Below are 26,836 nucleotides of genomic sequence, written 5' to 3'. Positions count from 1 at the left end.
GGATCCACCTAGGACAGCCTTTACTGGATCATTTCGTCCGGTAATTCAGAGGCCATGTACCTGGACAGTAGCTCTAAAAATAATTTCAGCCCTTGCTCCATGCGGGCTTTATTCATTTGTGCATAACAAAGCCGAATATGCCTTGAGTTTCCTTCGCCCGCTTGGCAGACATCACCAGGCAGGAAAGAAATACTCTCCTGCTCAGCGAGGGTGTGCAATTTGTCAATCCGGAGTGCAGCCGGGAGCTCCAACCACATGTTGAGCCCGCCCTCAGGCAGCGTCCAGCGGACGCCGGAGGGAGCGTATTGCCTCAATAGCCTTCCTGCACTCTCCATCCGCTCCCTTAAAGCGATACGGAGACCTGAGGCATATCGTTCGTAGCTGTCCGCTATGAAGGGCAGTACAGCCCGCTGAGTCAGGAGCGGGCTGCCGAGATCACTGGCGGATTTGGCGGCAATCAGCCGGGACAGAATGTCCCCTTCAGCGGCGACACAAGCGATTCGGCAGCCGGGAGCCAGCACCTTACTGAAGCTTTTCAAATATACGACATGCCCATCTCTATCCATCGACTTGATGGAAGGCGGGGGTGGATCACGGAAATACAAATCACTGAATGGATCATCCTCCACAATAAGACAGCGGTAACTGCGAGCCAACTCCAGCAGCCGCTGTCTTCTTCGTATGCTCATCGTAACTCCGCTCGGGTTTTGAAAGGTCGGGTTGGTATAGATCAGCTTCGGGGGGCGCTCGTCACATAAAGAAGTTAGAATATCCACTCTCATCCCTTCACGATCCATCGGCACAAAAATCATCTCTGCCCCGCGGCCGGCAAAGACATCAATCGCGCCTGTATAGCTGGGATCTTCAAGATAGACAACATCTCCCGGTCCCACAAAAGTACGTGCCACCAGATCAATACCCTGCTGTGATCCGCTTGTAATCATCAGCCCCGAAGAAGCCAGCGCCATGCCTCGCTTCTGCAGATGCCGCCGCATGACCTCCCGCAGTTCCAGATCACCCTGGAAATTTCCGTAAGATGCCATTAATTCAGGCTGTTCCGATACAAGAGCGGCCATGGTGCTGCCAATAGATCTCAGCGGCAGTAGTTCACGATGCAACGACGCCAGATGGAATGAATAGTCGGCCTCAGACTCATTGAAATTACGCCAGAGCTGCGCTCTCGGCAAATAATCATCATAACGTCCCTGCCAACCGCCGCCTTCCCCGGTTCCCTCATGCTCTATATCTGCTACAAAACAACCCTTCCCCTGAATACAGAGAATACGCCCTTTTTTCTCCAGCTCCGCATAAGCCTTGCTCACTGTCACCTGGCTGACCTTCAGCGACAGGGCTAGTTCACGTACGGAGGGCAGACGCGCTCCGGGAAGCAGAAGACCAGAGGAGATCCGCTGCCCTAATTTTTCGTAGATTTGCTGAGGCAAGGATCGGCTGCTGCCGCGCTTCAGTTCTATGTGCATACCCGTTATCTCCCAACTGTTATATTCGGACCTTTACTGTTATACTGCGATGTCGTTATGATACCATCAAACCAAGAAGGCGGGGAGTAATCTTATGAATATCCAGTACTCTACAGCAGCTCAAAATATAGGATCGTCAGTCGTTCGGGAAATCCTGAAAGTCACACAAGGGTCTGATGTGATCTCGCTTGCGGGTGGGTTGCCCGCTGAAGAGCTGTTTCCGGTAGAAGCAGTCCGGGCTGCTTACAACCAGGTATTATCAGGCAACGGCTCCGCACTTCAGTACGGAATCACCGAGGGCTTCACTCCCCTGCGTGAACAAATTGCCGGACGACTTGCCCGTCAGGGCATTCCCGTAAATATGGATGAGATTATGTTGACTACAGGCTCTCAGCAAGCAATTGACCTGATTTGTAGAATTCTGTTAGACCCCGGCGATGTCGTGCTCGTAGAAACACCTACCTATCTCGCTGCATTGCAATCACTGAACTTCTACCGGGCCAATATCCATACTGTGGACCACGACAGTGAAGGGATGTTACCCGAGGATCTGGAAGAGAAGCTACGGAGGCTGAAGCCAAAGCTGCTATACACCGTCCCTACTTTTAATAATCCCTCTGGGGCTACTTGGAGCACGGAGCGCCGCCAACAAATTGTACAGCTGTGCCAACGATACGGCACACTGATTCTGGAGGATAATCCTTATGGCGAACTGAGATTCACAAGTGAGCCTGGCAGCATTCCGCCTACACTAGCGGCCATCGACCGAAACAGCAATAAAGAACATTGCGTCATCTATACTGGCACCTTTTCTAAAATTGTCGCTCCTGCCCTGCGTACAGGCTGGATTGCGGCTACCCCTGAACTTGTCAGAATGGTTGCCAAGGCCAAACAGACAGCCGATCTGCATTCCAGCGCAATCGATCAGCGGGCGTTGCATCAGCTTCTGCGGACGTTCGATATTGAACAGCACATTGCTAGTGTCTCCCGAGAATATCATTCGCGGATGAAGCTGTTGTCCCAGGAGCTTCTTGCTCAGGGTATGGAAGGATTGCGCTTCCGTGAGCCCCTGGGAGGGATGTTTCTTTGGCTGACACTACCAGCTGAAATCGATACGACAAAGCTCCTGCCGTTAGCCATGGAGCAAGGTGTCGCTTTTGTCCCCGGTGAGGTCTTCTATCCCTCTCATCCAGAGAAGAATACGATGCGCCTTAATTTCACCCACACGCCGCCTCAGCTTGTTCAGGAAGGCGTGCAGCGCCTGATGAGAGCCATTGTGCAGTGGCGGGAACTTGAGACTGCTATCTTGTAGCGGGCGGGTTTACCGGACTTCTTTTTTATAAAAACAAAAACGGCGGCGTTACCCGGATAACCGGATAAACGCCGCCGTTTGATCTATGCTGTTCATCAGACGATTGAAAAATTAATACATAACGTTGCAGTTAGGAAAGTTTGCCGTAAGCCGGGTTCTGTGCTCTTCGTGGTTCATACGGGAACTACCCTCCCACCATAAGCGACAATCATCTATCTAGGCCATACATTACTGCACAGCTCCAGCGACCAACCTAGACGCGCCTCAGGCGAAGGCTGCACATTCCGCTAGGGAAGCGCTGCGTCTCATTAGGTCTTGCTCCAGATGGGGTTTACCAGGAACAAAGTCACCAGTGTTCCTCGGGGTCTCTTACACCTCGGTTCCATCCTTGCCTGTGCCGCCCAAGGGCGGCCATCGGCGGTCCATTTCTGTGGCACTATCCTTCGGCTCGCGCCGACTGGACGTTATCCAGCACCCTGCCTTATGGAGCCCGGACTTTCCTCCCGCGGCTTGCGCCGCCGGCGATTGTCTGTCAAACTTTCCGAACAACATTTATATTATACAGACTTAAGGTGTCCTGCACAAGTGTAATTGTTTGGAACTACATAAAACGGAATGGCTCCGTATTCACCTGCGAAGCATGGACTGCCGTCTTATAACGTCCTTCAGTCAACTTCCCGGTCATCCACTCCGCAACTTTCTCCTTCATGATCTTCTCCGCGTTATGCCCCGGATCAATCAAGGTAATACCCGCCAGCAGCGCATCCTGAGCCGTGTGGTAATCAATGTCTCCAGTAACCAGCACGTCCGCCCCGCGGAAAATCGCGCTGTTGTAGTATTTAGCACCGGAACCGCCCAGAACAGCTGCCTTACGGATCGGACGATCAAGTTCGCCAACCACACGCACCCTATCCACCTTCAGCCCCTGTTTGACGGTCTCCACGAATGCTCCAAGTGTGGTGGCCTCTTTAAGCTTCCCTACCCGGCCCAGACCGAGGCTGCGGCCCTTCAGGTCCATCTGATACAGATCATAGGCTACTTCTTCATAAGGATGAGCCTTCAGCATGGCCTGCACCACTTTGTTACGGATCCCCTGCGGCACGATCGTTTCGATACGTACTTCCTCAGCACGCTGCATTTTCCCCGGCTCCCCAATATAAGGCTCAGTGTCTTCACCCGGCAGAAAAGTGCCGTATCCCTCGATATTGAAGCTACAATGACTGTAGTTACCAATCGAACCCGCACCTGCATTCAGAATGGCATCCAGCACCTTTTGATGATGATCTTTCGGGACGAACACTACCAGCTTGGACAATTGCTCCGAATGAATATCCTTAATCGGTGCACTGTTCTCAATGCCGAGCGCTTCCGCCATCCATTCGTTCATCCCGCCTTCGGCTACATCCAGATTCGTATGGCTGATATACACAGCAATGTCGTGCTTAATGAGCTTCTCATACAATCGGCCAGCTGGCGTATCTGTAAGAATACCCTGCAGGGGACGGAAAATAATCGCATGGTGGGCAATGATCAGATTGCAGCCCAGGGAAATAGCTTCCTCCACAATCTCCTCGTTCACATCCAGCGCGACCAGAATCCCTGAAATCTCCTTCTGCAAAGAGCCCAGTTGAAGCCCGACCTTATCCCACTCCTCGGCGATATGCTTTGGGGCAAGCTGCTCCATATACTGAATTACAGTTTGTCCTTTCGCAAGCATTCCAGCACCTCCGTGATTTCCTTGATCTGTCCTGTAATGACTCTCCGCTTGTCCTCAGCCGAGGCTAGCTCGGAGCGAGAAAGCGAGGCAAGAATGCTTTCCAGCTTCCGGATCTCGCCCTGCCACTTGTCAAAAAACACATCATTCGGCGACCGCAGCAGCCAAGGACCCATCTGGATCAATCTATCTTTACTGCAAACGACTTCGCCGCCCGCCAGCTTCAGATCGCTGTACACCTCATCATTAGTGTGAGTCCCCGTAGCTTCTGGCACCGCGGTCAGGATCTCGTAGATCTTGCCGTCTTCCTCCAAAATATGCTCAGCGGTAAGCACCCAACCATGCTCCAGCAACCAACGACGAAGATTATCTTCGCCAACATTCGGTTGAAGCGACAGGGTCGTCACGCCTTCCAGCTTCCCTTGCTGCCGTCCCCGGTCAAGAATCGCCGCAATCAGCGATCCGCCCATACCGGCGATAGTGATACTGTCTACCTCGCCCGGCTCCAGTACCTCCAGCCCATCTCCCCGGCGAACCGAGATCACTTTTCCTTTTCCAGCTTCAGCCACACCTCTGCGTGCAGCTTCAAAAGGTCCTTCATTAACCTCTCCTGCGACAGCAAACACGGCACGTCCGCTCTGTATAGCTGCTACAGGCAGCAGCGCATGATCGGAGCCAATATCGGCCAGCCGGCTGCCCTGTGGAATCTGCTCCAGCACCAGCTGAAGCCGTTCAGATAATTTAGTATTGTTCATGTAGCCACCCACGCAATCCATTTTTTTCGGAAAATAAACAACAACGCCAGTTCTGCAGCAATCTTCGCTAGCAGCAAGAAGGCAATCCACTGCGGATAATCATGCCGCAGCAGAAGCGCATCCAGCTCCGGCAGAAGCCAGAGCGTGGCTCCCACTGCAAAATACACACCGGCAACTCCACTCACCCGGTAATGCAGCAGCCAGCTCAGCCAGACCATCAGTACACACAGCGGCAGCCAAAGCAGTTCCAGCTCAAGCATTGAAGCATCCGGACGCATCCCGCCGAAGAAGCCCGCATACAGCAGCGCCCAGAAGGCATAACCGCAATATTGCAATATCCCGATGCGAAGAACAAAGCCAAGCACACACCAGAGCAAACCGCAGGTTCCAATCAGAATCGGCTGCCAGAAGTCTGGATCAAGATGATGCAGCGAAATGAGCCACAAGCCGAATCCCAAGGTCAACAAACTGCCAATTCCTGTCAACATCAGGCTGATCATTCGGTTACGCTTTCTGAAAATTGCTGCATATCCATAGCAAACAATCAGGACAGACAGGGCGGTTGCGATTTGCAAAGGCCAGGGAAAAACGCTAAAATATATACTAATCAAGAAAAACAAGGAAATAATGCCAAAACCAAACAACCATATCTTGATGCTGCCCTGCTGCAGATTTTGCAGCGAGATGGGGTTACTGTCCTTGACCGCATTTTCGTCGTCATACAGGTTAGTCAAGAAATCGCAATATTGCTCTGGTAACAATCGGCTCTTTCTCCAATACTGAATTTCATTCAAGATCGTGTCGCGTTTCTCCAAATTCACCGGCTCATCCCTCTTTCCGCCCATTAAACGAAAAGAACCTCCTGCCACTGAGCAGCAGAAGGTCCAGTTCATACATCCTATTCGAGGAAATCCTTCAGCCGTTTACTGCGGCTAGGATGACGCAGTTTTCTAAGCGCCTTGGCTTCGATCTGACGGATCCGTTCCCGGGTTACGCCGAAGACCTTACCAACCTCCTCCAGTGTTCTCGTCCGGCCATCATCCAGACCGAAACGCAGACGAAGCACGTTCTCTTCACGCTCGGTGAGCGTGTCCAGCACATCCTCCAGCTGTTCCTTCAGCAATTCGTAAGCCGCCGCATCCGCAGGGGCCAACGCTTCCTGATCCTCAATGAAATCGCCCAGATGGGAATCATCCTCTTCACCGATCGGTGTTTCCAGCGATACCGGCTCTTGAGCAATCTTCATGATTTCTCTGACCTTTTCTACTGTCAATTCCATCTCTGCTGCAATTTCTTCCGGAGAAGGCTCACGTCCAAGCTCTTGCAACAGTTGACGGGAGACGCGGATCAGCTTATTAATTGTTTCAACCATGTGCACCGGAATACGAATCGTTCTGGCTTGGTCCGCAATCGCGCGGGTAATCGCCTGACGAATCCACCAAGTAGCATACGTACTGAATTTGAAGCCTTTATTATGGTCGAACTTCTCCACCGCTTTGATCAGACCCATGTTACCTTCCTGAATCAAATCCAGGAACAGCATGCCACGGCCCACATAGCGCTTCGCAATGCTGACTACGAGCCGCAGGTTCGCTTCTGCAAGACGGCGTTTGGCTTCTTCATCGCCGTTCTTGATCCGCATAGCAAGCTCCACTTCGTCGTCTGCCGACAACAGGGGAACACGGCCGATTTCTTTCAAATACATCCGCACAGGATCATTGATCTTGATGCCCGGAGGCAATGACAGATCATCATCGAAGCTGAAGTCGTCATTATCGCTGCCTTCATTGTCCTCACTTTGCCGAAGAGTCGTAACCTCCTCGTCATTCTCGTTCACAACCTCAATCCCCAGATCGCTAAGCTGCTCATAGAACTCTTCCATTTGCTCGGGGTCTTGATCAAACGGCGACAATTTCTCCATGATATCTTTGTAATTCAGTGATGATCTTTTCTTGCCATGTTCAATAAGTTGATCCTTAACCTGATCCAAAGTAAATTCCGCTTCGAGTTCAGTATGCTGATCGTTCGCCATAATTCGACTCCCTCCTCCCTAGGTACATCCTGCCAGGCATTTCATTGTCTCTCTAGGGCTATAATCTCACTTGCTATTTGTGCCGCACGCAAAAAGTCACCTGTTTTTTCGGCCTGAATCATTTCTTCTCGCTTCTGTTCCATCCTGCGCTGCAGGGGGTATTTCCGCACTTCACGGATGTAGTCGTCCAGCACCTGTGTATTCCAGTCTGGAGGGGTATCCATCATGGAAATAGCAGTTGCCGCTTTTTCCAGACGGTCATCCTGAAGAGATGAGAGAAACCGGCTGATTCCCGGTGGTTTTCCTTGAGCGTAATAGGCGTATAGATAAGCGGCAATTGCCGCATGATCATCGATGTTGAAATCTTCTCCGAGGCGTTCGCCCACATATGTGGCGGCTTCCGGGTCCTGAATCATGAAGGACAACAGGCGCCGTTCCGCGACATGGTAAGCGGGTAGCAGCGTTGGTGTCTGCACTTGCCCTTTTTTATGCCTACCATTATTCCACCTTTTATCGTTATTATCCCCTTCGGGGATGTTTTTTTGCATCGATGCCCGGAGTAAATTGCAATCCTGCTTTAAACTATCATATGACAGCTCAAGCTCGGAGGCGATTTCCCGCAAATAAACTTCTCGTTCCGTGGAGGAATGCAAGGATGCAATAATCTGAAGTGCTTCTTTTACGTAAGCAATTTTACCGTCTTCCTCTAGGAGTATATGGTTTTTTTTCAGATATATAAGCTTAAATTTCACGGATGAGACCGCCGACTCAATTACCTGTTCCCTGAACCGATCCCCACCATAACGGGATACAAATTCATCCGGGTCCAGTCCACTGGGCAGCACGGCAACTTTCACGCGGAACCCCGCTTCCTCCAGCATCGGAATAGCCTTGATAGCCGCAGCTTGTCCCGCCCGGTCGCCATCATACGACAGCACAATCTCATCAGCCAGATTTTTCATCATTGCCACATGATTCTCGGTGAGCGAGGTTCCCATAGTAGCAACGCCGTTCAATACACCTGATTCCCAGGCTGAAATGACATCCCCATATCCTTCTAACAGAACGATTTGCCGCGTTTTGCGAATGGATGCTTTCGACTGGTGCAGATTGTACAGAACCCTGCTTTTGTTAAACAGCTTCGTGTCCGGGGAATTCAGATACTTCGGCTGGCCATCCCCCAGAATTCTTCCGGCAAAAGCAATCACCTTGCCTGTGCGGCTCGCAATCGGAAACATAATCCGGCCGCGAAAACGGTCGATGAAGCCCTTACCCTCGCCTCTGACGGACAATAGTCCGCCCCGCTCCATCTCGGCGAGATCAAATTGACGCTTCTCTAAAAATTGCTGGAGCGTATCCCAGCGGTCCGGCGCATATCCGATCTGGAACTGATCAATCATTTTATCGCTGAAATTCCGGGATCTTAAATACTCCATGGCGGCAGTGCCGTGCTCCGTATTCTTCAGCAGAAAATGATAAAACTTCGCAGACCATTCATACGCTTGAAGCAGCCGGTCCCGTTCGGGGTCTGGCGGAGATAATAGCCCGCTTTTTCCTTCCGGAAGGGGAATGTCACTTTCTTCGGCCATCGTTCTAACTGCCTCGGGGAAGGATAACCCTTCGATTTCCATCCTGAATTTGATGGCATTTCCGCCCATACCGCAGCTAAAACAATGAAATACTCCACGCTCTGGAGTGACAGTGAAGGAAGGGGTTTTCTCCGAATGAAACGGGCAGAGGCCCCATAAATATTTCCCCCGCTTGGTCAACTGGACAACTTTACCGACGGTATCGACAATATCATGGCGCGCCAGCACGCTCTCGATGACCTCTTCCGGGATACTTCCCTGTCCGCTAGCCATTTCAACCACCTTCATCTCTTAACAAATAAATATAATTCGCTACAGCTGAACATTCTCCTGCAAAATTGTTAAAAGTTTTGTCAGTTTATGTTGAAAAAAGTTTTTCTCCTCGGCAGTGATCGGTTTTGGACCTTTGGAATAATGCCCCCGCCTTCGTTCCACTGCCCTGGCATGCCTGCCTTCCAGCATGAAATCCATGGTGGAATCCTTATAATCCTGGCCACGAAACGACAGCACACTGCAGCGTTTGCCCAGCGCCAGTGCGGCCAGTCCATAATCCTGCGTCAGCACCACATCACCTGCAGAAATATGATTGGCAATATACAGGTCGGCACTCTGATCACCCCGGTCCACCTGCACGACCGTTACTCCTTTTTCGCCCTTCAGCGCATGGTCATAGGAAGAAACCATAACCACCGGAATTCCAAAGGAGCGGCCTACGGCTGCAATTTCTTTTTTGACCGGACAAGCATCTCCGTCTACAACGATTGTTCTCCCCGGGGACTTCTCCATCTTCATCACCAATTTCCCGTGTAATATATATACGCGCTTCTGGTATGAAATCCTTCTTTATCAAAAAGAAACGGTTTTGCTGTCCTCTGGAAGATCTATAATTCGAATCATAAAACGTAAGCGGACATTTTAGCAAAATCATAAATACGGAACAGTTGTCAAGCTGACGCTTTGGCACTGTTCCGTATATTTATACCCTAAACCATCAATCTATACCATAAAACACTTAACTTTTTTATCGTCAGGAATAAAGGAAGGGGCCTGGTTTACCAAACCAGCTTGCCGAAATCAGCAAAAATCTTCGAGTCGGCATCAATGCCGGCCAGCAGTGCCAGACGGTTAGCGCGCACCTTCTCATCCTCTGCCATAACCATGACGGAATCGAAGAATCCGGTGACATCATCCTTCAAGCCAGAAAGAATAGTCAACGCTTCTTCGGCGTGCTTGCTTGCAAGAGCTTCACGATAAGGCGTGTGCAGTGCCTGCCATGTCTCATATAGCTTCGCCTCTGCTGCCTCAACCAACAATTCAGGATCGATAGTAACTTCCGTTGCCTTGGCGGCAAGGTTGCTAACCCGGGTCAAGGAATCCACAGTAATCTTGAAATCCTCTTGTCCGGCGACTGCATCCATCAATGCCCGGCTTCTTGCAACTACATTCACTACATCATCAAATCCAGCAGCAATGACAGCATCCACTACATCATAACGAACATTGTCGGACAGCAGTCGTTTAACGCGTAGACCAAAGAACTCGTAAAGAGTATTACGCAGTTCCTCACCCGAATGTTTCAGATTTCGTGAATTTTCATGAACTTCAGTCGCAGCGGCAAAAATATCCTGCAAGGAGATCGGAAGCTGACGCTCCAGCACGATCTGCACAATTCCTGCAGCCTGACGGCGCAGAGCATAAGGATCCTGGGAACCAGTCGGAATGATGCCGATGGAGAAGCAGCCGACAATAGTATCCATTTTATCCGCAATGCTGACTACCGCACCTGCATCTGTCGATGGAACTTGATCTCCGGCGAAACGCGGCTGATAGTGTTCAAAGATAGCCTTGGCAACCGTCTCTGATTCTCCAGCTTTACGTGCATAATCTTCACCCATGGTGCCTTGCAGCTCAGGGAACTCATAGACCATTTGGGTAACCAGATCGAATTTGCAAATATCAGCGGTACGGCTAACCTCAGAGACAGTATTGGCAGGCAGATTCAGCTTGGCAGCCAGCAGATCCGCGATCTTGCGAATCCGGCGGACTTTATCGCCGATACTGCCCATTTCTTCGTGATACACGATATTTTCCAGCTTGGCCAGCGCGTCACTGATTTGCAGCTTCTGATCCTCTTCGTAGAAGAACTTGGCATCGGACAAGCGGGCCCGAAGCACTTTCTCGTTCCCTTTCGCAATCACGTCCAGTGATTCTGCGTTTCCGTTACGGACAGTGACGAAGAACGGCAACAGCTTGCCTTCTGTATCAAGCACAGGGAAATACCGCTGATGCTCGCGCATCGAAGTAATCAGTACGTCCTGCGGAATATTCAGGAATGCTGGGTCGAAGGTGCCGAACAGAACCGTTGGCGTCTCTACCAGGAAGAGCACTTCTTCAAGCAAATCTTCTTTGATGGCGATGGTCCAGTTCTTCTCAGCAGCCAGCTTGTGAATCTGATCAAGAATCAGGCTCTCCCGTTCCTTCACATCGGCCAGCACATGCTGTGAGCGCAGACTCTCCACATAAGCGGCAGGCTCGGCAATTACAGTCTCGCCTCCAAGGAAACGATGTCCACGGCTACTGTTGCCGGCTTTGACACCCGTGATCTCCAAGTCAATAATATCCTTGCCGAACAGGGCAACCAGCCAGCGGATCGGACGTACGAACTTGAAGTCATAGCTGCCCCAACGCATATTTTTCGGGAACGTCATGGCATTAACGATGTCCAACAGACCTTGTGCCAGCAGTGTGGATGTTTCTACGCCGGCACTGCTTTTAGTAGCGTAAATATATTCAACGCCTGCCAGTTCCTTAAAGGTAAACTGCTCTGGGGATACTCCTTGACTACGGGCAAAACCAAGTGCAGCCTTGCTCCATTCACCACTGGCGTCCAAGGCAATTTTACGTGACGGGCCTTTGACTTCTTCACTGATATCAGTCTGCTTCTCAGCAACATCTTTCACCAGAACAGCCAAACGACGAGGTGTTGCATAGGCAGTAACACCGCTATGAGAAATACGCGAAGACTCCAGCCATTTGGACATTCTGTCTTCAAGCTGCTCCATCGCAGCACGGATGAACCGGGCCGGAACTTCCTCCAGACCGATTTCGAACAAGATATCTTTAGCCACGGTCAGCACCTTCTTTCTTCAGCAGCGGGAAGCCCAGCTTCTCGCGTTCCTCCACATAAGTCGCGGCCACCGTACGAGCCAAATTACGCACTCTAGTAATAAATCCGGTCCGCTCCGTTACACTGATAGCTCCCCGTGCATCAAGCAGGTTAAAGGTATGGGAGCATTTCAACACATAGTCGTAAGCCGGGAACACCAGATGGTTCTCCATCGCTCTGCGTGCTTCTTCTTCATACGTATTGAAAAGTGTAAACAACATTTTGACATCGGAAACTTCAAAGGTATATGTGGAATGCTCCACTTCTGGCTGATGGAACACATCTCCGTAGCTGATTCCGTCCACCCACTCCAGGTCGAATACATTTTCCTTCTCCTGAATATAGGAGGCGAGACGTTCCATACCATAAGTGATTTCAACAGCTACCGGATGGGTCTCGATACCGCCCACTTGCTGGAAGTACGTAAACTGCGTAATTTCCATCCCGTCCAGCCACACTTCCCAGCCAAGCCCCGCGCAGCCCAGGGAAGGATTCTCCCAGTTGTCTTCTACAAAACGAATGTCATGCAGAAGCGGGTCTACGCCAAGCGCCTTCAGACTCTCCAGATAAATCTCCTGGATATTGTCCGGGGATGGCTTAATAATCACCTGGAACTGGTGATGCTGGTACAAACGGTTAGGGTTCTCCCCGTAACGTCCGTCCGATGGACGACGTGAAGGCTCTACATAAGCTACCTTCCACGGCTCTGGCCCCAGTGAACGCAAAAAGGTCATCGGGTTCATCGTACCCGCTCCTTTTTCCGTATCGTACGGCTGGACGATAATACAGTTGTGTGCTGCCCAAAACTGCTGCAGCGTCAAAATCATCTGCTGAAAGTTCATGCTACCGACTCCTTCGCTTACAAGTTTTTTCTGCCTGATGCCTTCTTTAGGCCTTGCGATGGAGGCGGCTCTTCTCTATTCTTGCAGCGCACCGGGAGACTCCCCGGCCGGCCACAGGTCAAAAAGCTCCCGCCCCCATGCCTGATAAACAGACATAGGGACGAGAGCTTAACATGTTCTCCCGCGGTTCCACCCTACTTGATCCGTCCCATAACTGGTAATAAAAATGCCAATAACAGGGTGACGAATCCACTTTTCGCTTGGTGCCGTTTCCGTACTCCCGGGTGCCATGTTCATGAACTTTGCCCTGCCAGGCTTCCACTGCCCCCGGCTCGCTGATACGGCAATACTGTCCATTACTTTCCCGATCGCTGCACGTTCTCCTTAGCGGAGCCAATACGGCTGACCACAATTAATAAAAGTAAACTGCCACTATAGTAACGGAAATTTCAGGATTCGTCAAATCTCGTATTTATCCAGCTGGTCCAGAAAGTTCTGCGATTTCAGCCGCAGCCCAAGCTGCACATCCATAAAGGATCGCATGATCTTCTTCAGTTCCAGACGGGTACCTTCCTTCACGTCCACATTGCCAAGCCGGGTCAGATCCAGCGCCGCGAACAACCGCAGCAGCTTCAGCGCCCGGGGTGAAATCGCCAGTGCCGGAGGATCCTGATGCTTGCAGCTACGGCACAGTACCCCGCCGAGGCGGGGACTGATCAGAAGCTGATCATCAGGTTTTTGCGAGCCGCAGATGACACATGCATCCAGTTCCGGAGCATATCCTGCTGCCTGTAGAAGCTTCATTTCGAAAATATTGATGATCACACCGGGTTCCTTATCTTCTTCCAGCGCATTCAGGCAGGCCGTCAATTGGCGAAACCAGAAGCTTCCGGTTTCTTCATCATGCAGCACACGGTCCAGCAGCTCGCAGGCATAGGAAGCGTAGGCAGCTTTGATTAAATCTTCACGCAGTGGATGATGAGATTGCGTAATCTCACCCGAGTTCAGCGTACCCAGTCCTCCGTTATTTCTGAAAAAAACAAATTCTCCAACTGTAAACAGCTGAATCAGTGCAGCATGGCGGCTTCTAACCTTCTTGGCACCGCGTACGAGCACACCTACTTTGCCCGCGTTCTCGGTGCAAAGCGTAATGATCGCGTTCCCTTCGCCGTAGTCCATGCTGCGGATGACGATCCCTTCCACCCTGTGTAGCATGCCTCTTCCCCCAACCATTCGGCAAGCAACCAGTCCCTATTGCGCTTCTTCATCATAGACCTGCTCTTCCTCCGCCGTTACAGGTCCGCTCTCGGGGAGTGAACCTGCAGCTTCCCTATACAGCAGATAAGCATCGACATCTCCAGTCATTGCAAAATACTTCCACGAAAAATCTCGCATTCGTATTCATCCTTTCTTCGGAAACACGATGTCTCTTCGAAATTAGGATGTGCGATGTACCGGGTTCTATCCTTGCAATTCCTGCCAAGGTGGCGAAGTCATTATTGATCTTTATGAAAACCTAAGTCACGCAGGACACGGTCCTGATTGCGCCAGTCTTTTTTCACTTTTACCCAAAGCTCCAGAAAAATCTTCGAACCCAGCAGGTTCTCAATATCCATACGAGCCCGCTTGCCGACTTCCTTCAGCAAGGCCCCTTGCTTACCGATAATGATTCCCTTCTGCGAATCACGCTCAACAAAAATAACAGCTGAGATGTGTACCACACCGTTGGATTCCACACGCATATCCTCAATAGCCACCGCGATGGAATGCGGTACCTCTTCACGGGTCAAGTGCAGAATCTTCTCCCGTACGAGTTCAGCAACGACAAACTGCTCAGGGTGATCCGTAACCTGATCCTCTGGATAGTACTGTGGCCCGTCCGGCAGATACTTTTGCACCTGCTCTAACAGCGTGTTTACATTGTTACCCAGCTTAGCGGAGATCGGCACGATCTCGGCAAAGTCATGCAGCTTCTGATATTGTGTGATCAATGGCAGCAGCGCTTCTGGCTCAATCTTGTCAATCTTGTTCATCACAAGAATAACCGGCGTCTTCAGTCCCCCTAATTGCTCAGCAATAAAACGGTCGCCTCCGCCCAGTCCATCCGCAGCATCGACCAGGAACAATACAGCTTCTACTTCGCCGAGTGTGCTCATAGCCGTCTGATTCATGTAATCGCCCAGTTTGGACTGTCTCTTGTGAATTCCCGGCGTGTCCAGGAACACGACCTGGGATTCATTTGTGGTATATACCCCATGGATTTTATTTCTAGTGGTTTGTGGCTTGTCCGACATGATGGCGATCTTCTGTCCAATCACCTGATTCATAAGCGTCGATTTACCTACATTAGGTCTCCCGATAATGGCAACAAAACCTGATTTGAACTTCTTCATCTAATCTTCCTTCCTTGAATGAAAAATCTTAACTTTTACTTTATTCTTACGGTTGGCCAGTTCTTTGCTATACATGGCTATACAAAGCCAAAAGCATTCACTCTGAAATTAAATTAACAGGAATATTTACAGTTAAGTTTACTACCCTAGTATTCCCGACAACGAAACATAAGAATCCTTACCCACTCAAAGAGGGCGGAATCGCAAACCGCGAAATCCGCCCCTGGGTACGCCTGCAATCTCTATATGCTATGAAACCATCGTGACGTTCTGAGGTACACTGATTATGACATAAGTACAGCAATCCAGTCTATCACAGGGTGATAAAACACATAAATCCCCGTGATTACAGCAAACACCGCCGATAGAAGCACGGCTCCTGCGGCGGTATCTTTGGCTTTCTTGGCCAGCGGATGAATCTCCGGCGAGACCAGATCAATCGTCGCTTCTATAGCCGTATTCAGCAGCTCAGCGGCTAGCACCAGCGTAATCGCCAGCAGCAGCAGCATCCAGCTGCCCGGGGGCAATCGGAATACCGCTGCAGCGATGATAACGATCACAGCCAGACCGCAGTGCACTTTCATGTTCAATTCCGATTTGAATGCCGCAGCGATGCCCTGTGCGGCGAAGCGAAAGGAATGCCAGAACTTTTTGCGCCCTACTGCCGTGTTCTTGACCATTAGCGTGTCAGTCCGACCTGGGCCAGAACATGTTCCTGCTTGGACATCATTTCAGCTTCAGAAGCTTCATCCTGATGATCGTAACCTAGCAGGTGCAGAAAGCCGTGCACGAACAGAAAGCCCAGCTCACGTTCAAGAGAATGGCCGTACTCCAGTGCCTGCTCCTGAGCCCGCGGGACAGAAATGATTATATCCCCCAGCACCTCTGGAACATCCTCCAGCGTCTCGCCTTCTTCCAGTTCATATATAATTTCCGGTTCGTCTTCCGCAGATTCATTCATCGCAAACGACAGAACATCCGTCGGGCGATCGATGCCACGGTATTCCCGGTTCAATTCATGGATCCGCTCATTGTCTACGAAGGTCAAATCGACCTCGCCACTATTAATGCCTTCAGCCTCCCCTGCTTTTTGCAGGATGCTTTCCAGCAATGCAATGAGACTGTCACTGATTTCAAATTGCTCTTGTTCATTATTCCATACCACACTCAGGCTCATGTACCAACAGCCCCTTCCTCTTTTTTCGGCTTCCGCGCTTCCTCCGGATACTCGATCCGGGAGTGGAATATGCCCATCACCGTTTCTTTTAACGTGCGTGCAATGATGTCCAGTTCCTTGATGGTGAGATCACACTCGTCAAACTGATGGTCATCAAGACGGCTCTTGATGATCTTCTCGATCATCGTCTCCACCTGCTCAACGGTTGGTTTGCGCAAGGAACGAACAGCAGCTTCCACACTGTCTGCTATGCCAACCACCGCCGATTCCTTCGACTGGGCTTTGGGTCCCGGATAACGGAAATCCTCTTCTTCGAAATCAGGAGCAGTCCCCTTCTCTTCGGCAAGACGCAGCGCCTTATGATAAAAATAATGCAAAAATGTTGTTCCATGATGCTGCTCGGCAATATCTCGGATCGGTTTCGGGAGCTTGTACTCCTTAAGCATCTCTACCCCGTCCCGGGCATGAGCCACAATAATGGATTTACTCAGCATTGGCTCAATAGAGTCATGTGGATTCTCCATATTGTTCTGATTCTCGATGAAATAAAACGGCCGTTTAGTCTTACCGATATCATGGTAATAAGAGCCTACCCGGCAGAGCAGTCCATCCGCACCAATCGCTTCCGCCGCCGCTTCCGACAGATTGCCGACCATCACACTGTGATGATAGGTGCCTGGCGTTTCTGTAAGCAGCTTGCGCAGCAGCGGATGGTTAGGATTCGACAACTCTACCAGCTTAAGTGCCGATAGAATACCAAAGGTAGCTTCGAAGAACGGCATCAAACCAATGACCAGTACAGCCGTCAGAAGCCCCCCGGTAAAAGCAAACCCGAGCGCATACAGCGTATCCATTTCTTTCAAGACCCCACCGCTTAACAGCGTAAGCATAAAGACCGTCACACTGCCGAACAATGATACCATAATTCCGCCTTTAAGCAAGGCGGAGCGTTGTCCTGCCCGGTGAGTCGCAAAGATTGCCACATAAGACACGATTAGAGCAAAGAACCCAAACGTAAAGTCAAATATGGTATCCTGCTGCACATTCAGGATAATGCTGGCCAGAATGGCGAACAGGATCGAGCAGAAGTACGCCAGCGTCATATCCAGCAGCATCGCTACCAGCATAGCCCCAATGGCCACCGGGGCCAGAAAACCAATATAAGGACGCATATCCGTCTGGAGAAACGCAGCGAGACGCATCAATACGATCGTAATTGCAAAGACCAGAACCAGCATCAACAACTGGGAATTATTGTACTTGAATTTGGATGGGCCGCCGGAATAGCGAATAAACATCAGCAGACCTGCAGACAACATCGCAGCGAGCATCAACAGGCCAAGCTGCGGCCAATAGTTGACTTTGTTGTTCAGAAGGCCGCTCTCGTCCAGAAGCTTGTACAGCTCAGGCGTGATCATTTGGCCTTTGGCAACCAGTACATCCCCCTGCTCAATGAACACCTTCGGTGCATTTTCACGGGCCTGAACCTCAGCATCCTTGGTGGCATCCTCATCATAGAATTTGTTGCTGGTGATAACGAGACGTACCAGTTCCTGCACAACTTCACGGGCGGTACGCTGGCTGAGCGCACTGATACTTACCTGTTCCGCCACCTTGGCCCTTGCCGTCTGAGCGTCCGTAATCTGGTCGTTCATCAACCGGTTGACAATATCACGAGCCACAGGCTTCATCTCAATGATATCCTGGGAAGTCAGCCGCGGGATTTTGATAAAAGTCTCTTCGGGAATGACATAGGTCTGATCCTTGATCACCGACTGCATTTCATCCAGTAGATGATCTGAGTATGTACCGTTATTTCGACTTGTGCTTACAAAGTTCAGAATGAAATCGCTGGCCCGCTTCGGAATCTCCTCACGGTAAATGCCCGTCTTGTCACTTTGGGAGATCAGGTCGTCCTGGTTAAGCCGGTCAATCCGGTCCAGCAATGACGTAACCGAATTGTCCGCACGCATAGGGATGATCTTATAGCGTGGCTCCACATTCTCAGCAGCCTGCTCCTGTGCCTTAAGTGTAGCTTTGTTGTCCTGAATTCGCTTGGGTGCTGTAATCTCCTTCGCACTCTGGGTCCCTTCCTTGATATCGTACCGCTTGGGCAGCAGATCAGGTGCCAGAGTGAAGTAGAACACAATTCCGAGCAACAGGAAAAGAGCATAGCGCGTCGCCGCGCTATACTTCCATCCATTATTGCTGTATACAAATCCGCTTAATTTCGTAGGTTGCTTTGAATCCATGGAGACAGTCCCCTTTATTCAAGGTTTTCGGCAGCCCGGTCATAGGCGACAATGATCTTCTGCACCAATGAATGCCGTACTACATCCTGTTCCGCAAAATAGACAAAGCCCAGCTCTTCTATACCGGATAAAATCGCTTTTGCTTCAATCAGGCCGGATTTCTTGCCGCGAGGCAGGTCAATCTGGGTCACGTCCCCGGTGATGACCATTTTGGAACCGAAGCCGAGCCGGGTCAGGAACATTTTCATTTGCTCGGGTGTCGTGTTCTGTGCTTCATCAAGGATGATAAACGAATCATCCAGCGTACGCCCCCGCATATAGGCCAGAGGGGCGATTTCGATCAATCCCCGTTCTAGTGCCTTCGCCACCTGATCGGGCCCCATAACGTCGTACAGGGCGTCGTAGAGCGGTCTGAGATACGGATCCACCTTCTCTTGCAGGTCTCCCGGGAGGAAGCCCAGGCTCTCTCCTGCTTCCACAGCCGGACGGGTTAGCACAATCCGCTTAACCGAGCCTTCCTTCAGAGCGGCAACGGCCAGTACTACGGCCAGATAGGTTTTACCCGTACCCGCCGGTCCAATACCAAAAACAATATCGCGTTTCTTGATCGTAGTCACATAATGCTTCTGTCCAACCGTCTTCACGCGGATCGGCTTGCCGCGGAAGGTTGTTGTAATTTCGCCTTTGAACAAATCGAGCAGCTGGTCGGCGCGATAATCTTTCGCAAGCTCCACAGCGTACTGCACATCCCGCTCACTGAGTATGTATCCGCTGCGGATCAGGGACAACAGCACATTGAACAGTTGACCCAGCTTGTCTACTTCCTGTTCTGCACCGCGTACCGTCAGTTCCGCTTCGCGGGAATCAATGGTTGCCGGAATTTCACTCTCGATGATTTTCAGAAATCCATCCTGCGGGCCGAAGAGGGATTGCGCTTCTCCCGCATTTTGCAAAGATATACGAATGCTTGCAGTCTGTTCTGACAAGTAGCCTCATTCTCCTTGGTTGTTTACTATCGGAAGTTCTTCCGCGATACTCTCTTCTACTTCAAAAAGCACTTTCATATAAACTTTACCATTCTCTTTCTTCTCATGCAAAATTTTTTGACTTTTGATGGCGCTTTCGGAGCCATAACGCGCGAAAATATCAGCTTTAGCCCGCTCCAGCCCCTCCGCCTTGGCCTCCTCTGCCGTACGTGTGGCGGATGTCTCTCGGACCTCCATCTCCTTCTCTGTCATCCAGCCCACTGGAAGCTCGATAGACCGCCAGGTCAACGGATCCATTTCTGTCAGCGTTCTGGACGCCTCAAAAGTCGATTTTCCATAGCCCCACAGTTGGATCGCCCACTTGCCAAGTACAAGATAGCTGCGATCTTTCCGTTCTCCTGTGTAGGAGCTGCCTTTTGTTTCAAGTGGAACCGCGATATTGTATTCATGCCAGACGAGCCCCTTGACCTCCCCCTTGGCAACCACGGCCTTTGAGAACTCCTCGTCACCGAGAATACCGGAGATGAGGATGTCCCCTTTCTTCACGCGGGAATTACGAGCGACAACCGGTCTACCCTGTTCAGCGTATATATTAGTTACCACCGCATCGGTGCGGCTAATCAGATGACGATTGCTAAGCAGCGGCTTTTGCTCCGGCTGGGCAGCCTCTACCACCTGGATGACTACACTAGTCCCCGTCCGCTCCATGCCTACCCATGAGACACCCGGCAGATGATTAGTCAGTTCTGTAGTCAGCTTGTCCGGGTCCTTCAGACGCCAGATCCATTGATAAGTATAGAGCCCCTCTTTGCGGGCAGCCGCTATAATATCCTCGGAGGCAATGCGGTCATTCCCCTCCACTTTGATACTCCAGACCATAGAACATAGAAGCAGGAGAGAGACACCGAACAGTACCACACCCGCGGCAAAAAATTTACGTTTCCACAGACGAAGCATCTTAAAAGGCAACCCATGCCGTCCGGTGACATGCATCCGGCAGCCTGTCCGCTTCAGGAGCGGCCGGAGGTTATAGAAATCGTCCAGCAGCAGCCTTAAGGAAGCGCCGTTCCCGGCAGGCTTCACGTCCCAGATGACAATGCCTGCCTCGGCAACAGCGTTAATGAATCCTTCCACCTGCGGTCCCGTCACTTGCAGAGTAACGAACCCCCGCAGTGATGACAGAGGCGGTTCCTTCATGATCTCTCCTCGCTTTCCTTGTACCTGATTTCCCCGATTATCCCCTCTATAGCCAGCTCCTGGCCAAGAATATTCCGGATCATAAGCCCCTCGCCTGTGATCTCCAGCGAGCCCTTGGCTAACGCAAGCTTCAGCTGCTCAGAGGAAAAATGCAGCACGCCGCGATGATTCTCAATATGCAGCTCCTTGTTGCCGATCAGGGTGATCCGGGGCATATCCTGCAGCAGATCCTGCGGCAGATCCAGCACCCCGTTTGTCCATCCCCGCAGCCTGCGGCCAATACGGGTCATAAGTAGACGTTCCCCCTTCCTGCCTTCTGTACACCATATGCGATAGCACATCACTTTATGAGAAGAAGACATGGAAAAAAGCCCGCATAGTGTGACGACCCGGCGGGCAAATCAGTGAAGAGATATTTTTATTGGGTAGGGCGCTCCGCAAAAGACCGGTTGTTCCAGGCGCTACGGTCCCCGGATTGTATTTATTCTTCTTAGCGGTAACAATTCAGTAATAAAGGGGACTGCTATCGCTTTCTCGCAATAAATAGGACCACTGCCACAGCTTCCCTACGGTCAGTACGACCACGGCTACCGCTTCCCCACTATCAATACGACCATTGTTACCACTATCCCACTATCAATACGACCATCGCTACCACTTCCCCCACTATCAGTACGACCATTGTTACCACTTCCCCCACTATCAATACGACCATCGCTACCACTTCCCCCACTATCAGTACAACCACTCCATGGTCTAAGCGGGAGAATCTTTGAAGGAAAGAGAGTACATATCAAAGTCAATGCCTGATACGTCAAAGAAGCGGACTCCAGACGCCCAATTGTCAACAATTCGAGCATTCAGGAATTAACGGACTCCAGTGACCTTATTGTCTATTGAATCGTGCATTCAAGAAGTTAACGGACTCCAGAGACCCTATGCGCAGAAATCCGGTTCAGATTCCACTATCAAGCAGGAAATAACGGCCCCTGAGTCCGCTACACGTTCCGAAACAACTTCATGTGGAAAATAACGGCTATACGGTCCGTTAGCTCCTAAAAATGAGCTTAAACAAATGAACTTCAACAAACGAACTCCTAAAAATGAGCTTCAAATTACGGACGGGGTCTTAGCATCAGGATCTTTTGGCAGCATTGATCATACTGCGGATGCAAAATCGCCGAAGCCGTGCGCAAGAAACAACTGAAGAAGGACGGGGAATTTCGGCGCTTTTTGCTTCATGCCTAGAAAAAGTGGCGATCAAGGCCCGTTGGTTTTCACCTGCTCATAATTTACCTGAAACAAGCAGCACCTGGTCAAAACTAAGAGCAGCGCTTCACCCATAACAGGGGGAAGCGCTGCTCTTTTGACGGTTAAGCTTATGAGAACATTGTGGGCTGTCTCCGCCAGCAGAATATCCGCTTATGGAACAGCTTACCTATGTTCTTGCTTAGATCAACCAAACGGCTTCTGCCAAGGGTCAGACAATAATATAACCGGCCCTTCAGCTTTCTTTACGATATGCATGCGGACGCTTAGAACGCGGAGGGCCGAGAATCTCAGCCCATATGAGGCCTTTGCGCAGATCCTCGCGGCTGGTTGCTAGAACCGGGCTTGAGGCCCTCCCGGAGCTTACTCCCTCGGAAGAATGCTTCACGCTTGGGCTGGACTCACCAGCCATATCGTCAAAGACAGCATGGATGCGCTCCAGTTCCTGCCGCATTTTCTCGGTACGGATATCTACACTATCCAGCTCTTCCCCCTGCTCCAGGGTTGTTCCATTTCTGACTTCGTCATCAGGACCGGGAATCCATTGCTGTTCCCGTTCCACCGGAAAACTCTCTTCTAGCTCCTGCTCTTCCCGCGCAAGCTCCCGGGTCTCCCTTGGAACCGGAGTACCGGGTGGCGGAAATGCCCTGCCCTGCTGCTCCAGCTCACGTTTGACCCGGCGAAGCGGGCTGTCATCCCCGCCTCCGAAGGTGGGCATACCGCCCGGCGGCGCTCCCTTACCCTTCGTTTTATTCGCCTTGTTCACGTTCGAGACGATGGCAAAAATAATTACAGCAACGATATAGATCCAGCTCATGGGGTATCACATCCCCTTATTTGTTGTTTTTCGGACCGTTATTCTCGTCCTGGTCATTCATTTTGCCTAGAGAACCGCGCATTTGTGTATCTGCCTCAATGTTCTTGAGGTTCATATAGTCCATCACACCGATCTGGCCGCCGCGCAGCGCTTCAGCCATAGCAAGAGGAACCTTCGATTCAGATTCTACGACAAGCGCCTTCATTTCCACAACGCGGGCTTTCATTTCCTGTTCATGCGCCACAGCCATCGCTCTACGCTCTTCTGCTTTCGCTTGTGCTATGCGTTTGTCGGCTTCAGCTTGCTCTGTCTGCAGGTACGCACCGATGTTCTTACCGACATCAACGTCCGCGATATCGATGGACAGAATCTCAAATGCAGTACCGGAATCCAGTCCCTTAGACAAGACTGTACGGGAAATGGAATCCGGATTCTCCAGAACGTCCTTGTGAGAGTTACTGGAACCAACAGTAGTTACAATCCCTTCACCTACACGGGCAATAATCGTTTCTTCACCGGCACCACCGACGAGACGATCAATGTTCGCACGTACGGTAACCCGAGCCTTAACCTTAACCTCGATCCCGTTTTTCGCTACTGCGGCTACAGTCGGGGTCTCAATAACCCGCGGATTAACACTCATCTGTACCGCTTGCAATACGTCACGGCCTGCCAGATCAATAGCAGCAGCACGCGTGAATTCCAGCGGAATGTTGGCACGCTGTGCCGCAATCAGGGCATTAACGACACGGTCGACGTTACCGCCGGCCAGATAGTGACTTTCGAGCTGGTTGATATTCAGACCGAGTCCAGCCTTTGTTGCCTTAATCATTGGATTAACGATCCTGCTTGGTGTAACCCGGCGCAATCTCATGGCCACCAGCGTAATAATGCTGATTCTAACTCCGGAAGCTAAGGCTGAAATCCAAAGCATGACCGGAAAGAAGCTCAAAAAGACACTCAAAACAATGATCACGACCACCGCGATCAGTAATATAGGAATCAAAGAAGCCTCACCCATACTTGTTCAAACCCCCATCATTAATTAAGTTTATTGGTGTAAAGTTAATGACTTGTCTTGCCCTAGTGTTCCTTATTTCACTATTTCTTTAACCACAATCCGTGCACCTTCCACAGTCACTACCGAAATTTCGGCACCGGCAGCAATAAAACTGCCCTCGGTGACCACATCAATCCGTTCCCCATTCACCATAGCAGTACCAGCTGGACGAAGCGGAGTGAGACTGACCCCAATACCGCCGACCAGATTTAGCTTCTCAAGCACGGGTATATAGCCCTGCTCCTTGGTCAGGCTTTCCTTCAAAATGAACCGGTTCCAGATACCCCGCTCTTTGAACACAACGGCCACAATAACAATGACCACCGTCGCTGCTGCAAAAGCGATGCCAAGGCTAAGCAGTGCATTTGTGTAACTGTAAGCCGCCCTGACCACACCGGCCACAAGGCTTACCGAACCCAACAGTCCCAGAATACCGAAGCTCGGCATGAATAACTCCAGCACCAGCATGACCAGCCCTAGGATGAACAGTAGCCAGGTCTCAGAACCCGCGAAGCCGGCCACGTAATTTCCGAAGAAATACAGGGTAAAGGCCAATGTTCCAATAATGCCGGGCGCTCCAAATCCCGGAACGATCAATTCAATAACGACCCCTGCGATACCGACAAACAGCAAGATCGTCATGATAACCGGATTAGTCAGAAATTGCGACATCTTCTCTGCGCCGGTATGTTTCACCCGGAAAATATCGTCCGTAGTGTACCCCATCCAGACCACTGCTTCTTCCGGGGTATCCGCTATGTAATCGGCATAACCGGCCTTGAGCGCCTGATCGCTGCTTAGGGCAATAATTTCTCCACTCCCCTTGCTCACGCCAAGCTTCGGCTTCTCCACAACGAGATTGATATCGGTCATCCCCGCAGCGATATCCGGGTCTCGGCCGTTAAGCGCCGCAGCCCCCATCATCTTCGATTTCCAGTAGGATATCAGCTTCGGATCCTCGACATGCGTACCACCCTTGTCCACCAGCGAAGCTGATCCGATCATGCTGCCCGGCTTCATCACAATCTTATCGGCGTTCAGAGCAATGTAACTACCGGCAGAAGCCGCATCACTTTTGATAAAAGCCAGCACCGGGATAGCGCTTTCTCTGATCAGCTTGCCAATTTGTTCGGCCGCACTAACCTGGCCGCCCGGCGTGTTGATATCCAGTACAATCAGCACTGCACCATAATTATTCGCTTCCTCAAAACCCCGCTCCAGAAAGCTCTGAAGCCCCCGTTCGATCTCCTGATCAACCGGAACGATGAAGACTGGCCCCTTAACGGACTCTCCAGCCGCTCGCTCAGGCTGCCTGGGCGGGTCAACATCAGCACTTGCCAGGGAAGACAGCGGCAGAAGTACTAATAGCAACAGCAACCCTGCAATGCTGGCATATGCTATTTTACGAAGTCCTTTCATCTCTTCTCCTCCCCTCTTTGAAAAATGGACATAGTCACATAATCAGTAGTACGAAAGTTTTGGGGATTCGTTTCAAAACAAAGAAAAACACCCCTTATAAAAAGGGGTGCTGACGTTCTATTATTGCAGAAATTGCTGAACCACTTGGTTCACAAGCTTACCATCGGCGCGACCTTTGACTTTCGGCATCAGCGCGCTCATGAGCTTACCCATTTCACTTTTCGAAGAAGCACCGGTTTCCTGGATGGTCTGCTGTACAATTACTTTAATTTCTTCTTCGGAAAGTTGCTCGGGAAGATACTTAATGATAATCTCGATTTCTGCCTTCGTACTCGCGGCAAGATCGTCGCGACCCGCTGTCTCAAATTCTTGGAGGGCATCTTTGCGCTGTTTGATTTCACGACTAAGGATATCAAGCACTTCGTTGTCGTCTAATGTTCTCTTTAAATCTATTTCAAGATACTTTATCGTCGAACGAACCATTCGAATGGTGGAGAGTGCGAACTTGTCCTTACTCTTCATCGCTTGCTTCATATCTTCGTTCAATCGTTCGCTAAGATTCATGCGTGGGTATTCCTCCTAAAACTTTCTCTTACGAGCAGCCTCAGACTTCTTCTTGCGCTTTACGCTTGGCTTTTCATAATGCTTGCGTTTCTTCACCTCAGCCAAGACACCATCTTTAGCGATGGAGCGTTTGAACCGACGAAGTGCAGCATCAATTGTCTCGTTTTTGCGAACTTTAGTTTCAGACACCAGTTTTCCCTCCCTCCGACCAGACCGTCCAAGAGCATAACACGGTTCATCAAATTTCATTATAGGTCAAACTGAAATACAGTGTCAACAGTGTAACGTCTTTTTTTGTAACGGGCTTTTCACATCGACCTTCCCGTCTTACTTATGGGAATCCGAAATTCCCGTCAGAGCGCCTAATTTGGCCCCTCCGAGCAAGTGGTAATGCAAATGCGGCACAGTCTGTCCACCATCAGGTCCGCTATTGTTAATCAACCGGTAACCGGATTCCGCAATCCCAAGCTGAATGGCAAGCTGCTGGGCGACACTGTGAATCTCGGCAATCAGCGGCAGATCCTCTGGCGTAACCTCATTCATCGACGCAATGAATTTCTTCGGAATAATCAGCACATGCACCGGGGCCGCAGGCGCGATATCATGAAAGGCCAGAATGCGCTCATTCTCAAATACTTTGTTGGAGGGAATACTGCCCTCAATAATTTTGCTGAATATGGTTTCCATACTGCGACTTCCTCCCCGAATTGGTTGTCCTATTATCATACAGGATATTCATGGTTAACGAAAGTCGGACTGGCCCAGCTGGTTGTAAAACCTGCAGGATAGAAATAAATTATAATAACTGTATCTG

26 protein-coding genes and 1 other RNA gene are annotated in these 26,836 nt (G+C 50.7%); 2 read left to right on the top strand and 25 right to left on the bottom strand.

The features are described from left to right. Nucleotides 1–20: 20 nt before the first annotated feature. On the bottom strand, nt 21–1,478 hold the full coding sequence (pdxR, locus tag HPT30_RS18670; protein ID WP_175372855.1) for a MocR-like pyridoxine biosynthesis transcription factor PdxR: 1,458 nt from the start codon (nt 1,476–1,478) through the stop codon (nt 21–23). 94 nt (nt 1,479–1,572) lie between these two features. On the opposite strand from pdxR, the gene HPT30_RS18665 reads away from it, so the two are divergent. Beyond that, nucleotides 1,573–2,790, top strand: a complete 1,218-nt coding sequence (locus HPT30_RS18665; RefSeq protein ID WP_175372854.1) for an aminotransferase-like domain-containing protein — start codon at nt 1,573–1,575, stop codon at nt 2,788–2,790. A gap of 131 nt (nt 2,791–2,921) precedes the next feature. Here the strand turns inward: HPT30_RS18665 and rnpB are convergent. The 18 genes from rnpB to yqfC form a co-directional block, all read right to left on the bottom strand. Continuing rightward, nucleotides 2,922–3,331: RNase P RNA component class A (gene rnpB / locus HPT30_RS18660), an RNA gene on the bottom strand. 60 nt (nt 3,332–3,391) lie between these two features. Next, nucleotides 3,392–4,507: a Nif3-like dinuclear metal center hexameric protein gene (locus HPT30_RS18655; protein ID WP_175372853.1), complete on the bottom strand. Its 1,116-nt coding sequence runs from the start codon at nt 4,505–4,507 to the stop codon at nt 3,392–3,394. After that, nucleotides 4,483–5,259 carry a tRNA (adenine(22)-N(1))-methyltransferase gene (locus tag HPT30_RS18650; protein ID WP_175372852.1) on the bottom strand — a complete coding sequence of 259 codons (777 nt, stop codon included), beginning with the start codon at nt 5,257–5,259 and terminating at the stop codon, nt 4,483–4,485. Before HPT30_RS18650 ends, HPT30_RS18655 begins: the two co-directional genes overlap by 25 nt. After that, nucleotides 5,256–6,104: a hypothetical protein gene (locus tag HPT30_RS18645; protein WP_175372851.1), complete on the bottom strand. Its 849-nt coding sequence runs from the start codon at nt 6,102–6,104 to the stop codon at nt 5,256–5,258. Before HPT30_RS18645 ends, HPT30_RS18650 begins: the two co-directional genes overlap by 4 nt. Before the next feature lie 53 nt (nt 6,105–6,157). Beyond that, nucleotides 6,158–7,291: an RNA polymerase sigma factor RpoD gene (rpoD, locus tag HPT30_RS18640; protein WP_066364230.1), complete on the bottom strand. Its 1,134-nt coding sequence runs from the start codon at nt 7,289–7,291 to the stop codon at nt 6,158–6,160. A gap of 41 nt (nt 7,292–7,332) precedes the next feature. Then, complete coding sequence (gene dnaG, locus HPT30_RS18635; protein ID WP_066364231.1) at nt 7,333–9,153, bottom strand: DNA primase; 1,821 nt, start codon at nt 9,151–9,153, stop codon at nt 7,333–7,335. Nucleotides 9,154–9,192: 39 nt separating this feature from the next. Then, nucleotides 9,193–9,672, bottom strand: coding sequence for a YaiI/YqxD family protein (locus HPT30_RS18630; protein WP_175372850.1), 480 nt, complete (start codon nt 9,670–9,672; stop codon nt 9,193–9,195). 260 nt (nt 9,673–9,932) lie between these two features. Further along, the gene (glyS, locus tag HPT30_RS18625; protein WP_175372849.1) at nt 9,933–12,008 is read right to left on the bottom strand and encodes a glycine--tRNA ligase subunit beta; all 2,076 of its coding nucleotides are present in this window, start codon (nt 12,006–12,008) and stop codon (nt 9,933–9,935) included. Then, nucleotides 12,001–12,888 carry a glycine--tRNA ligase subunit alpha gene (glyQ, locus tag HPT30_RS18620; RefSeq protein ID WP_066365582.1) on the bottom strand — a complete coding sequence of 296 codons (888 nt, stop codon included), beginning with the start codon at nt 12,886–12,888 and terminating at the stop codon, nt 12,001–12,003. Before glyQ ends, glyS begins: the two co-directional genes overlap by 8 nt. Before the next feature lie 459 nt (nt 12,889–13,347). Further along, entirely contained in the window at nt 13,348–14,103 is a 756-nt protein-coding gene (recO, locus tag HPT30_RS18615; protein ID WP_175372848.1) for a DNA repair protein RecO, read from the bottom strand. 36 nt (nt 14,104–14,139) lie between these two features. Next, a complete protein-coding gene (locus tag HPT30_RS18610; protein ID WP_083205032.1) occupies nt 14,140–14,283 on the bottom strand; it encodes a YqzL family protein in 144 nt (47 codons plus the stop codon). 101 nt (nt 14,284–14,384) lie between these two features. After that, the gene (gene era, locus HPT30_RS18605; RefSeq protein WP_175372847.1) at nt 14,385–15,281 is read right to left on the bottom strand and encodes a GTPase Era; all 897 of its coding nucleotides are present in this window, start codon (nt 15,279–15,281) and stop codon (nt 14,385–14,387) included. Between the two features lie 284 nt (nt 15,282–15,565). After that, on the bottom strand, nt 15,566–15,961 hold the full coding sequence (locus HPT30_RS18600) for a diacylglycerol kinase (RefSeq protein ID WP_175372846.1): 396 nt from the start codon (nt 15,959–15,961) through the stop codon (nt 15,566–15,568). Next, nucleotides 15,961–16,458, bottom strand: coding sequence for an rRNA maturation RNase YbeY (ybeY, locus tag HPT30_RS18595; protein WP_175372845.1), 498 nt, complete (start codon nt 16,456–16,458; stop codon nt 15,961–15,963). The genes HPT30_RS18600 and ybeY overlap by 1 nt, the downstream gene beginning before the upstream one ends. Continuing rightward, the gene (locus tag HPT30_RS18590) at nt 16,455–18,710 is read right to left on the bottom strand and encodes an HD family phosphohydrolase (protein ID WP_175372844.1); all 2,256 of its coding nucleotides are present in this window, start codon (nt 18,708–18,710) and stop codon (nt 16,455–16,457) included. The genes ybeY and HPT30_RS18590 overlap by 4 nt, the downstream gene beginning before the upstream one ends. Nucleotides 18,711–18,724: 14 nt before the next feature. Next, the gene (locus HPT30_RS18585) at nt 18,725–19,696 is read right to left on the bottom strand and encodes a PhoH family protein (protein WP_175372843.1); all 972 of its coding nucleotides are present in this window, start codon (nt 19,694–19,696) and stop codon (nt 18,725–18,727) included. 6 nt (nt 19,697–19,702) lie between these two features. Beyond that, nucleotides 19,703–20,893, bottom strand: a complete 1,191-nt coding sequence (gene yqfD, locus HPT30_RS18580; protein ID WP_175372842.1) for a sporulation protein YqfD — start codon at nt 20,891–20,893, stop codon at nt 19,703–19,705. Then, nucleotides 20,890–21,183 (bottom strand): sporulation protein YqfC, encoded by a 294-nt coding sequence (yqfC, locus tag HPT30_RS18575; RefSeq protein ID WP_066364263.1) that lies wholly within the window; start codon nt 21,181–21,183, stop codon nt 20,890–20,892. Before yqfC ends, yqfD begins: the two co-directional genes overlap by 4 nt. An 855-nt stretch (nt 21,184–22,038) precedes the next feature. On the opposite strand from yqfC, the gene HPT30_RS18570 reads away from it, so the two are divergent. Next, nucleotides 22,039–22,239: a hypothetical protein gene (locus tag HPT30_RS18570; protein WP_175372841.1), complete on the top strand. Its 201-nt coding sequence runs from the start codon at nt 22,039–22,041 to the stop codon at nt 22,237–22,239. Nucleotides 22,240–22,397: 158 nt separating this feature from the next. Here the strand turns inward: HPT30_RS18570 and HPT30_RS18565 are convergent, their stop codons facing one another. The 6 genes from HPT30_RS18565 to HPT30_RS18540 all read right to left on the bottom strand — a co-directional run bounded on the left by HPT30_RS18565 (nt 22,398) and on the right by HPT30_RS18540 (nt 26,709). Beyond that, entirely contained in the window at nt 22,398–22,979 is a 582-nt protein-coding gene (locus HPT30_RS18565) for a YqfB family membrane protein (RefSeq protein ID WP_175372840.1), read from the bottom strand. A 16-nt stretch (nt 22,980–22,995) separates the two neighbouring features. Beyond that, complete coding sequence (floA, locus tag HPT30_RS18560; RefSeq protein ID WP_066364272.1) at nt 22,996–24,000, bottom strand: flotillin-like protein FloA; 1,005 nt, start codon at nt 23,998–24,000, stop codon at nt 22,996–22,998. Between the two features lie 72 nt (nt 24,001–24,072). Next, nucleotides 24,073–25,458, bottom strand: coding sequence for an NfeD family protein (locus HPT30_RS18555; RefSeq protein ID WP_175372839.1), 1,386 nt, complete (start codon nt 25,456–25,458; stop codon nt 24,073–24,075). 120 nt (nt 25,459–25,578) lie between these two features. After that, the gene (locus tag HPT30_RS18550) at nt 25,579–26,022 is read right to left on the bottom strand and encodes a GatB/YqeY domain-containing protein (RefSeq protein ID WP_066364276.1); all 444 of its coding nucleotides are present in this window, start codon (nt 26,020–26,022) and stop codon (nt 25,579–25,581) included. Between the two features lie 15 nt (nt 26,023–26,037). Next, entirely contained in the window at nt 26,038–26,211 is a 174-nt protein-coding gene (gene rpsU, locus HPT30_RS18545; protein WP_005547957.1) for a 30S ribosomal protein S21, read from the bottom strand. A 138-nt stretch (nt 26,212–26,349) separates the two neighbouring features. Further along, nucleotides 26,350–26,709 carry a histidine triad nucleotide-binding protein gene (locus tag HPT30_RS18540; protein ID WP_066364278.1) on the bottom strand — a complete coding sequence of 120 codons (360 nt, stop codon included), beginning with the start codon at nt 26,707–26,709 and terminating at the stop codon, nt 26,350–26,352. Nucleotides 26,710–26,836 lie beyond the last annotated feature (127 nt).

Source organism: Paenibacillus agri, assembly GCF_013359945.1.
Lineage (GTDB): Bacteria > Bacillota > Bacilli > Paenibacillales > Paenibacillaceae > Paenibacillus_AQ > Paenibacillus_AQ agri.
This window is presented reverse-complemented; position numbering and strand designations above follow the sequence as displayed.

Bases quoted from the DNA above. Each gene is read 5' to 3' on its own strand.
- HPT30_RS18565 (WP_175372840.1), bottom strand. From the start codon at position 22,979: ATGAGCTGGATCTATATCGTTGCTGTAATTATTTTTGCCATCGTCTCG.
- HPT30_RS18590 (WP_175372844.1), bottom strand. From the start codon at position 18,710: ATGGATTCAAAGCAACCTACGAAATTAAGCGGATTTGTATACAGCAAT.
- yqfC (WP_066364263.1), bottom strand. From the start codon at position 21,183: ATGACCCGTATTGGCCGCAGGCTGCGGGGATGGACAAACGGGGTGCTG.
- yqfD (WP_175372842.1), bottom strand. From the start codon at position 20,893: ATGAAGGAACCGCCTCTGTCATCACTGCGGGGGTTCGTTACTCTGCAA.
- HPT30_RS18610 (WP_083205032.1), bottom strand. From the start codon at position 14,283: ATGCGAGATTTTTCGTGGAAGTATTTTGCAATGACTGGAGATGTCGAT.
- recO (WP_175372848.1), bottom strand. From the start codon at position 14,103: ATGCTACACAGGGTGGAAGGGATCGTCATCCGCAGCATGGACTACGGC.
- HPT30_RS18665 (WP_175372854.1), top strand. From the start codon at position 1,573: ATGAATATCCAGTACTCTACAGCAGCTCAAAATATAGGATCGTCAGTC.
- HPT30_RS18550 (WP_066364276.1), bottom strand. From the start codon at position 26,022: ATGAATCTTAGCGAACGATTGAACGAAGATATGAAGCAAGCGATGAAG.
- dnaG (WP_066364231.1), bottom strand. From the start codon at position 9,153: ATGGCTAGCGGACAGGGAAGTATCCCGGAAGAGGTCATCGAGAGCGTG.
- pdxR (WP_175372855.1), bottom strand. From the start codon at position 1,478: ATGCACATAGAACTGAAGCGCGGCAGCAGCCGATCCTTGCCTCAGCAA.
- HPT30_RS18555 (WP_175372839.1), bottom strand. From the start codon at position 25,458: ATGAAAGGACTTCGTAAAATAGCATATGCCAGCATTGCAGGGTTGCTG.
- HPT30_RS18650 (WP_175372852.1), bottom strand. From the start codon at position 5,259: ATGAACAATACTAAATTATCTGAACGGCTTCAGCTGGTGCTGGAGCAG.
- ybeY (WP_175372845.1), bottom strand. From the start codon at position 16,458: ATGAGCCTGAGTGTGGTATGGAATAATGAACAAGAGCAATTTGAAATC.
- HPT30_RS18630 (WP_175372850.1), bottom strand. From the start codon at position 9,672: ATGAAGATGGAGAAGTCCCCGGGGAGAACAATCGTTGTAGACGGAGAT.
- floA (WP_066364272.1), bottom strand. From the start codon at position 24,000: ATGGGTGAGGCTTCTTTGATTCCTATATTACTGATCGCGGTGGTCGTG.
- era (WP_175372847.1), bottom strand. From the start codon at position 15,281: ATGAAGAAGTTCAAATCAGGTTTTGTTGCCATTATCGGGAGACCTAAT.
- HPT30_RS18540 (WP_066364278.1), bottom strand. From the start codon at position 26,709: ATGGAAACCATATTCAGCAAAATTATTGAGGGCAGTATTCCCTCCAAC.
- HPT30_RS18645 (WP_175372851.1), bottom strand. From the start codon at position 6,104: ATGGGCGGAAAGAGGGATGAGCCGGTGAATTTGGAGAAACGCGACACG.
- glyQ (WP_066365582.1), bottom strand. From the start codon at position 12,888: ATGAACTTTCAGCAGATGATTTTGACGCTGCAGCAGTTTTGGGCAGCA.
- HPT30_RS18600 (WP_175372846.1), bottom strand. From the start codon at position 15,961: ATGGTCAAGAACACGGCAGTAGGGCGCAAAAAGTTCTGGCATTCCTTT.
- HPT30_RS18655 (WP_175372853.1), bottom strand. From the start codon at position 4,507: ATGCTTGCGAAAGGACAAACTGTAATTCAGTATATGGAGCAGCTTGCC.
- rpoD (WP_066364230.1), bottom strand. From the start codon at position 7,291: ATGGCGAACGATCAGCATACTGAACTCGAAGCGGAATTTACTTTGGAT.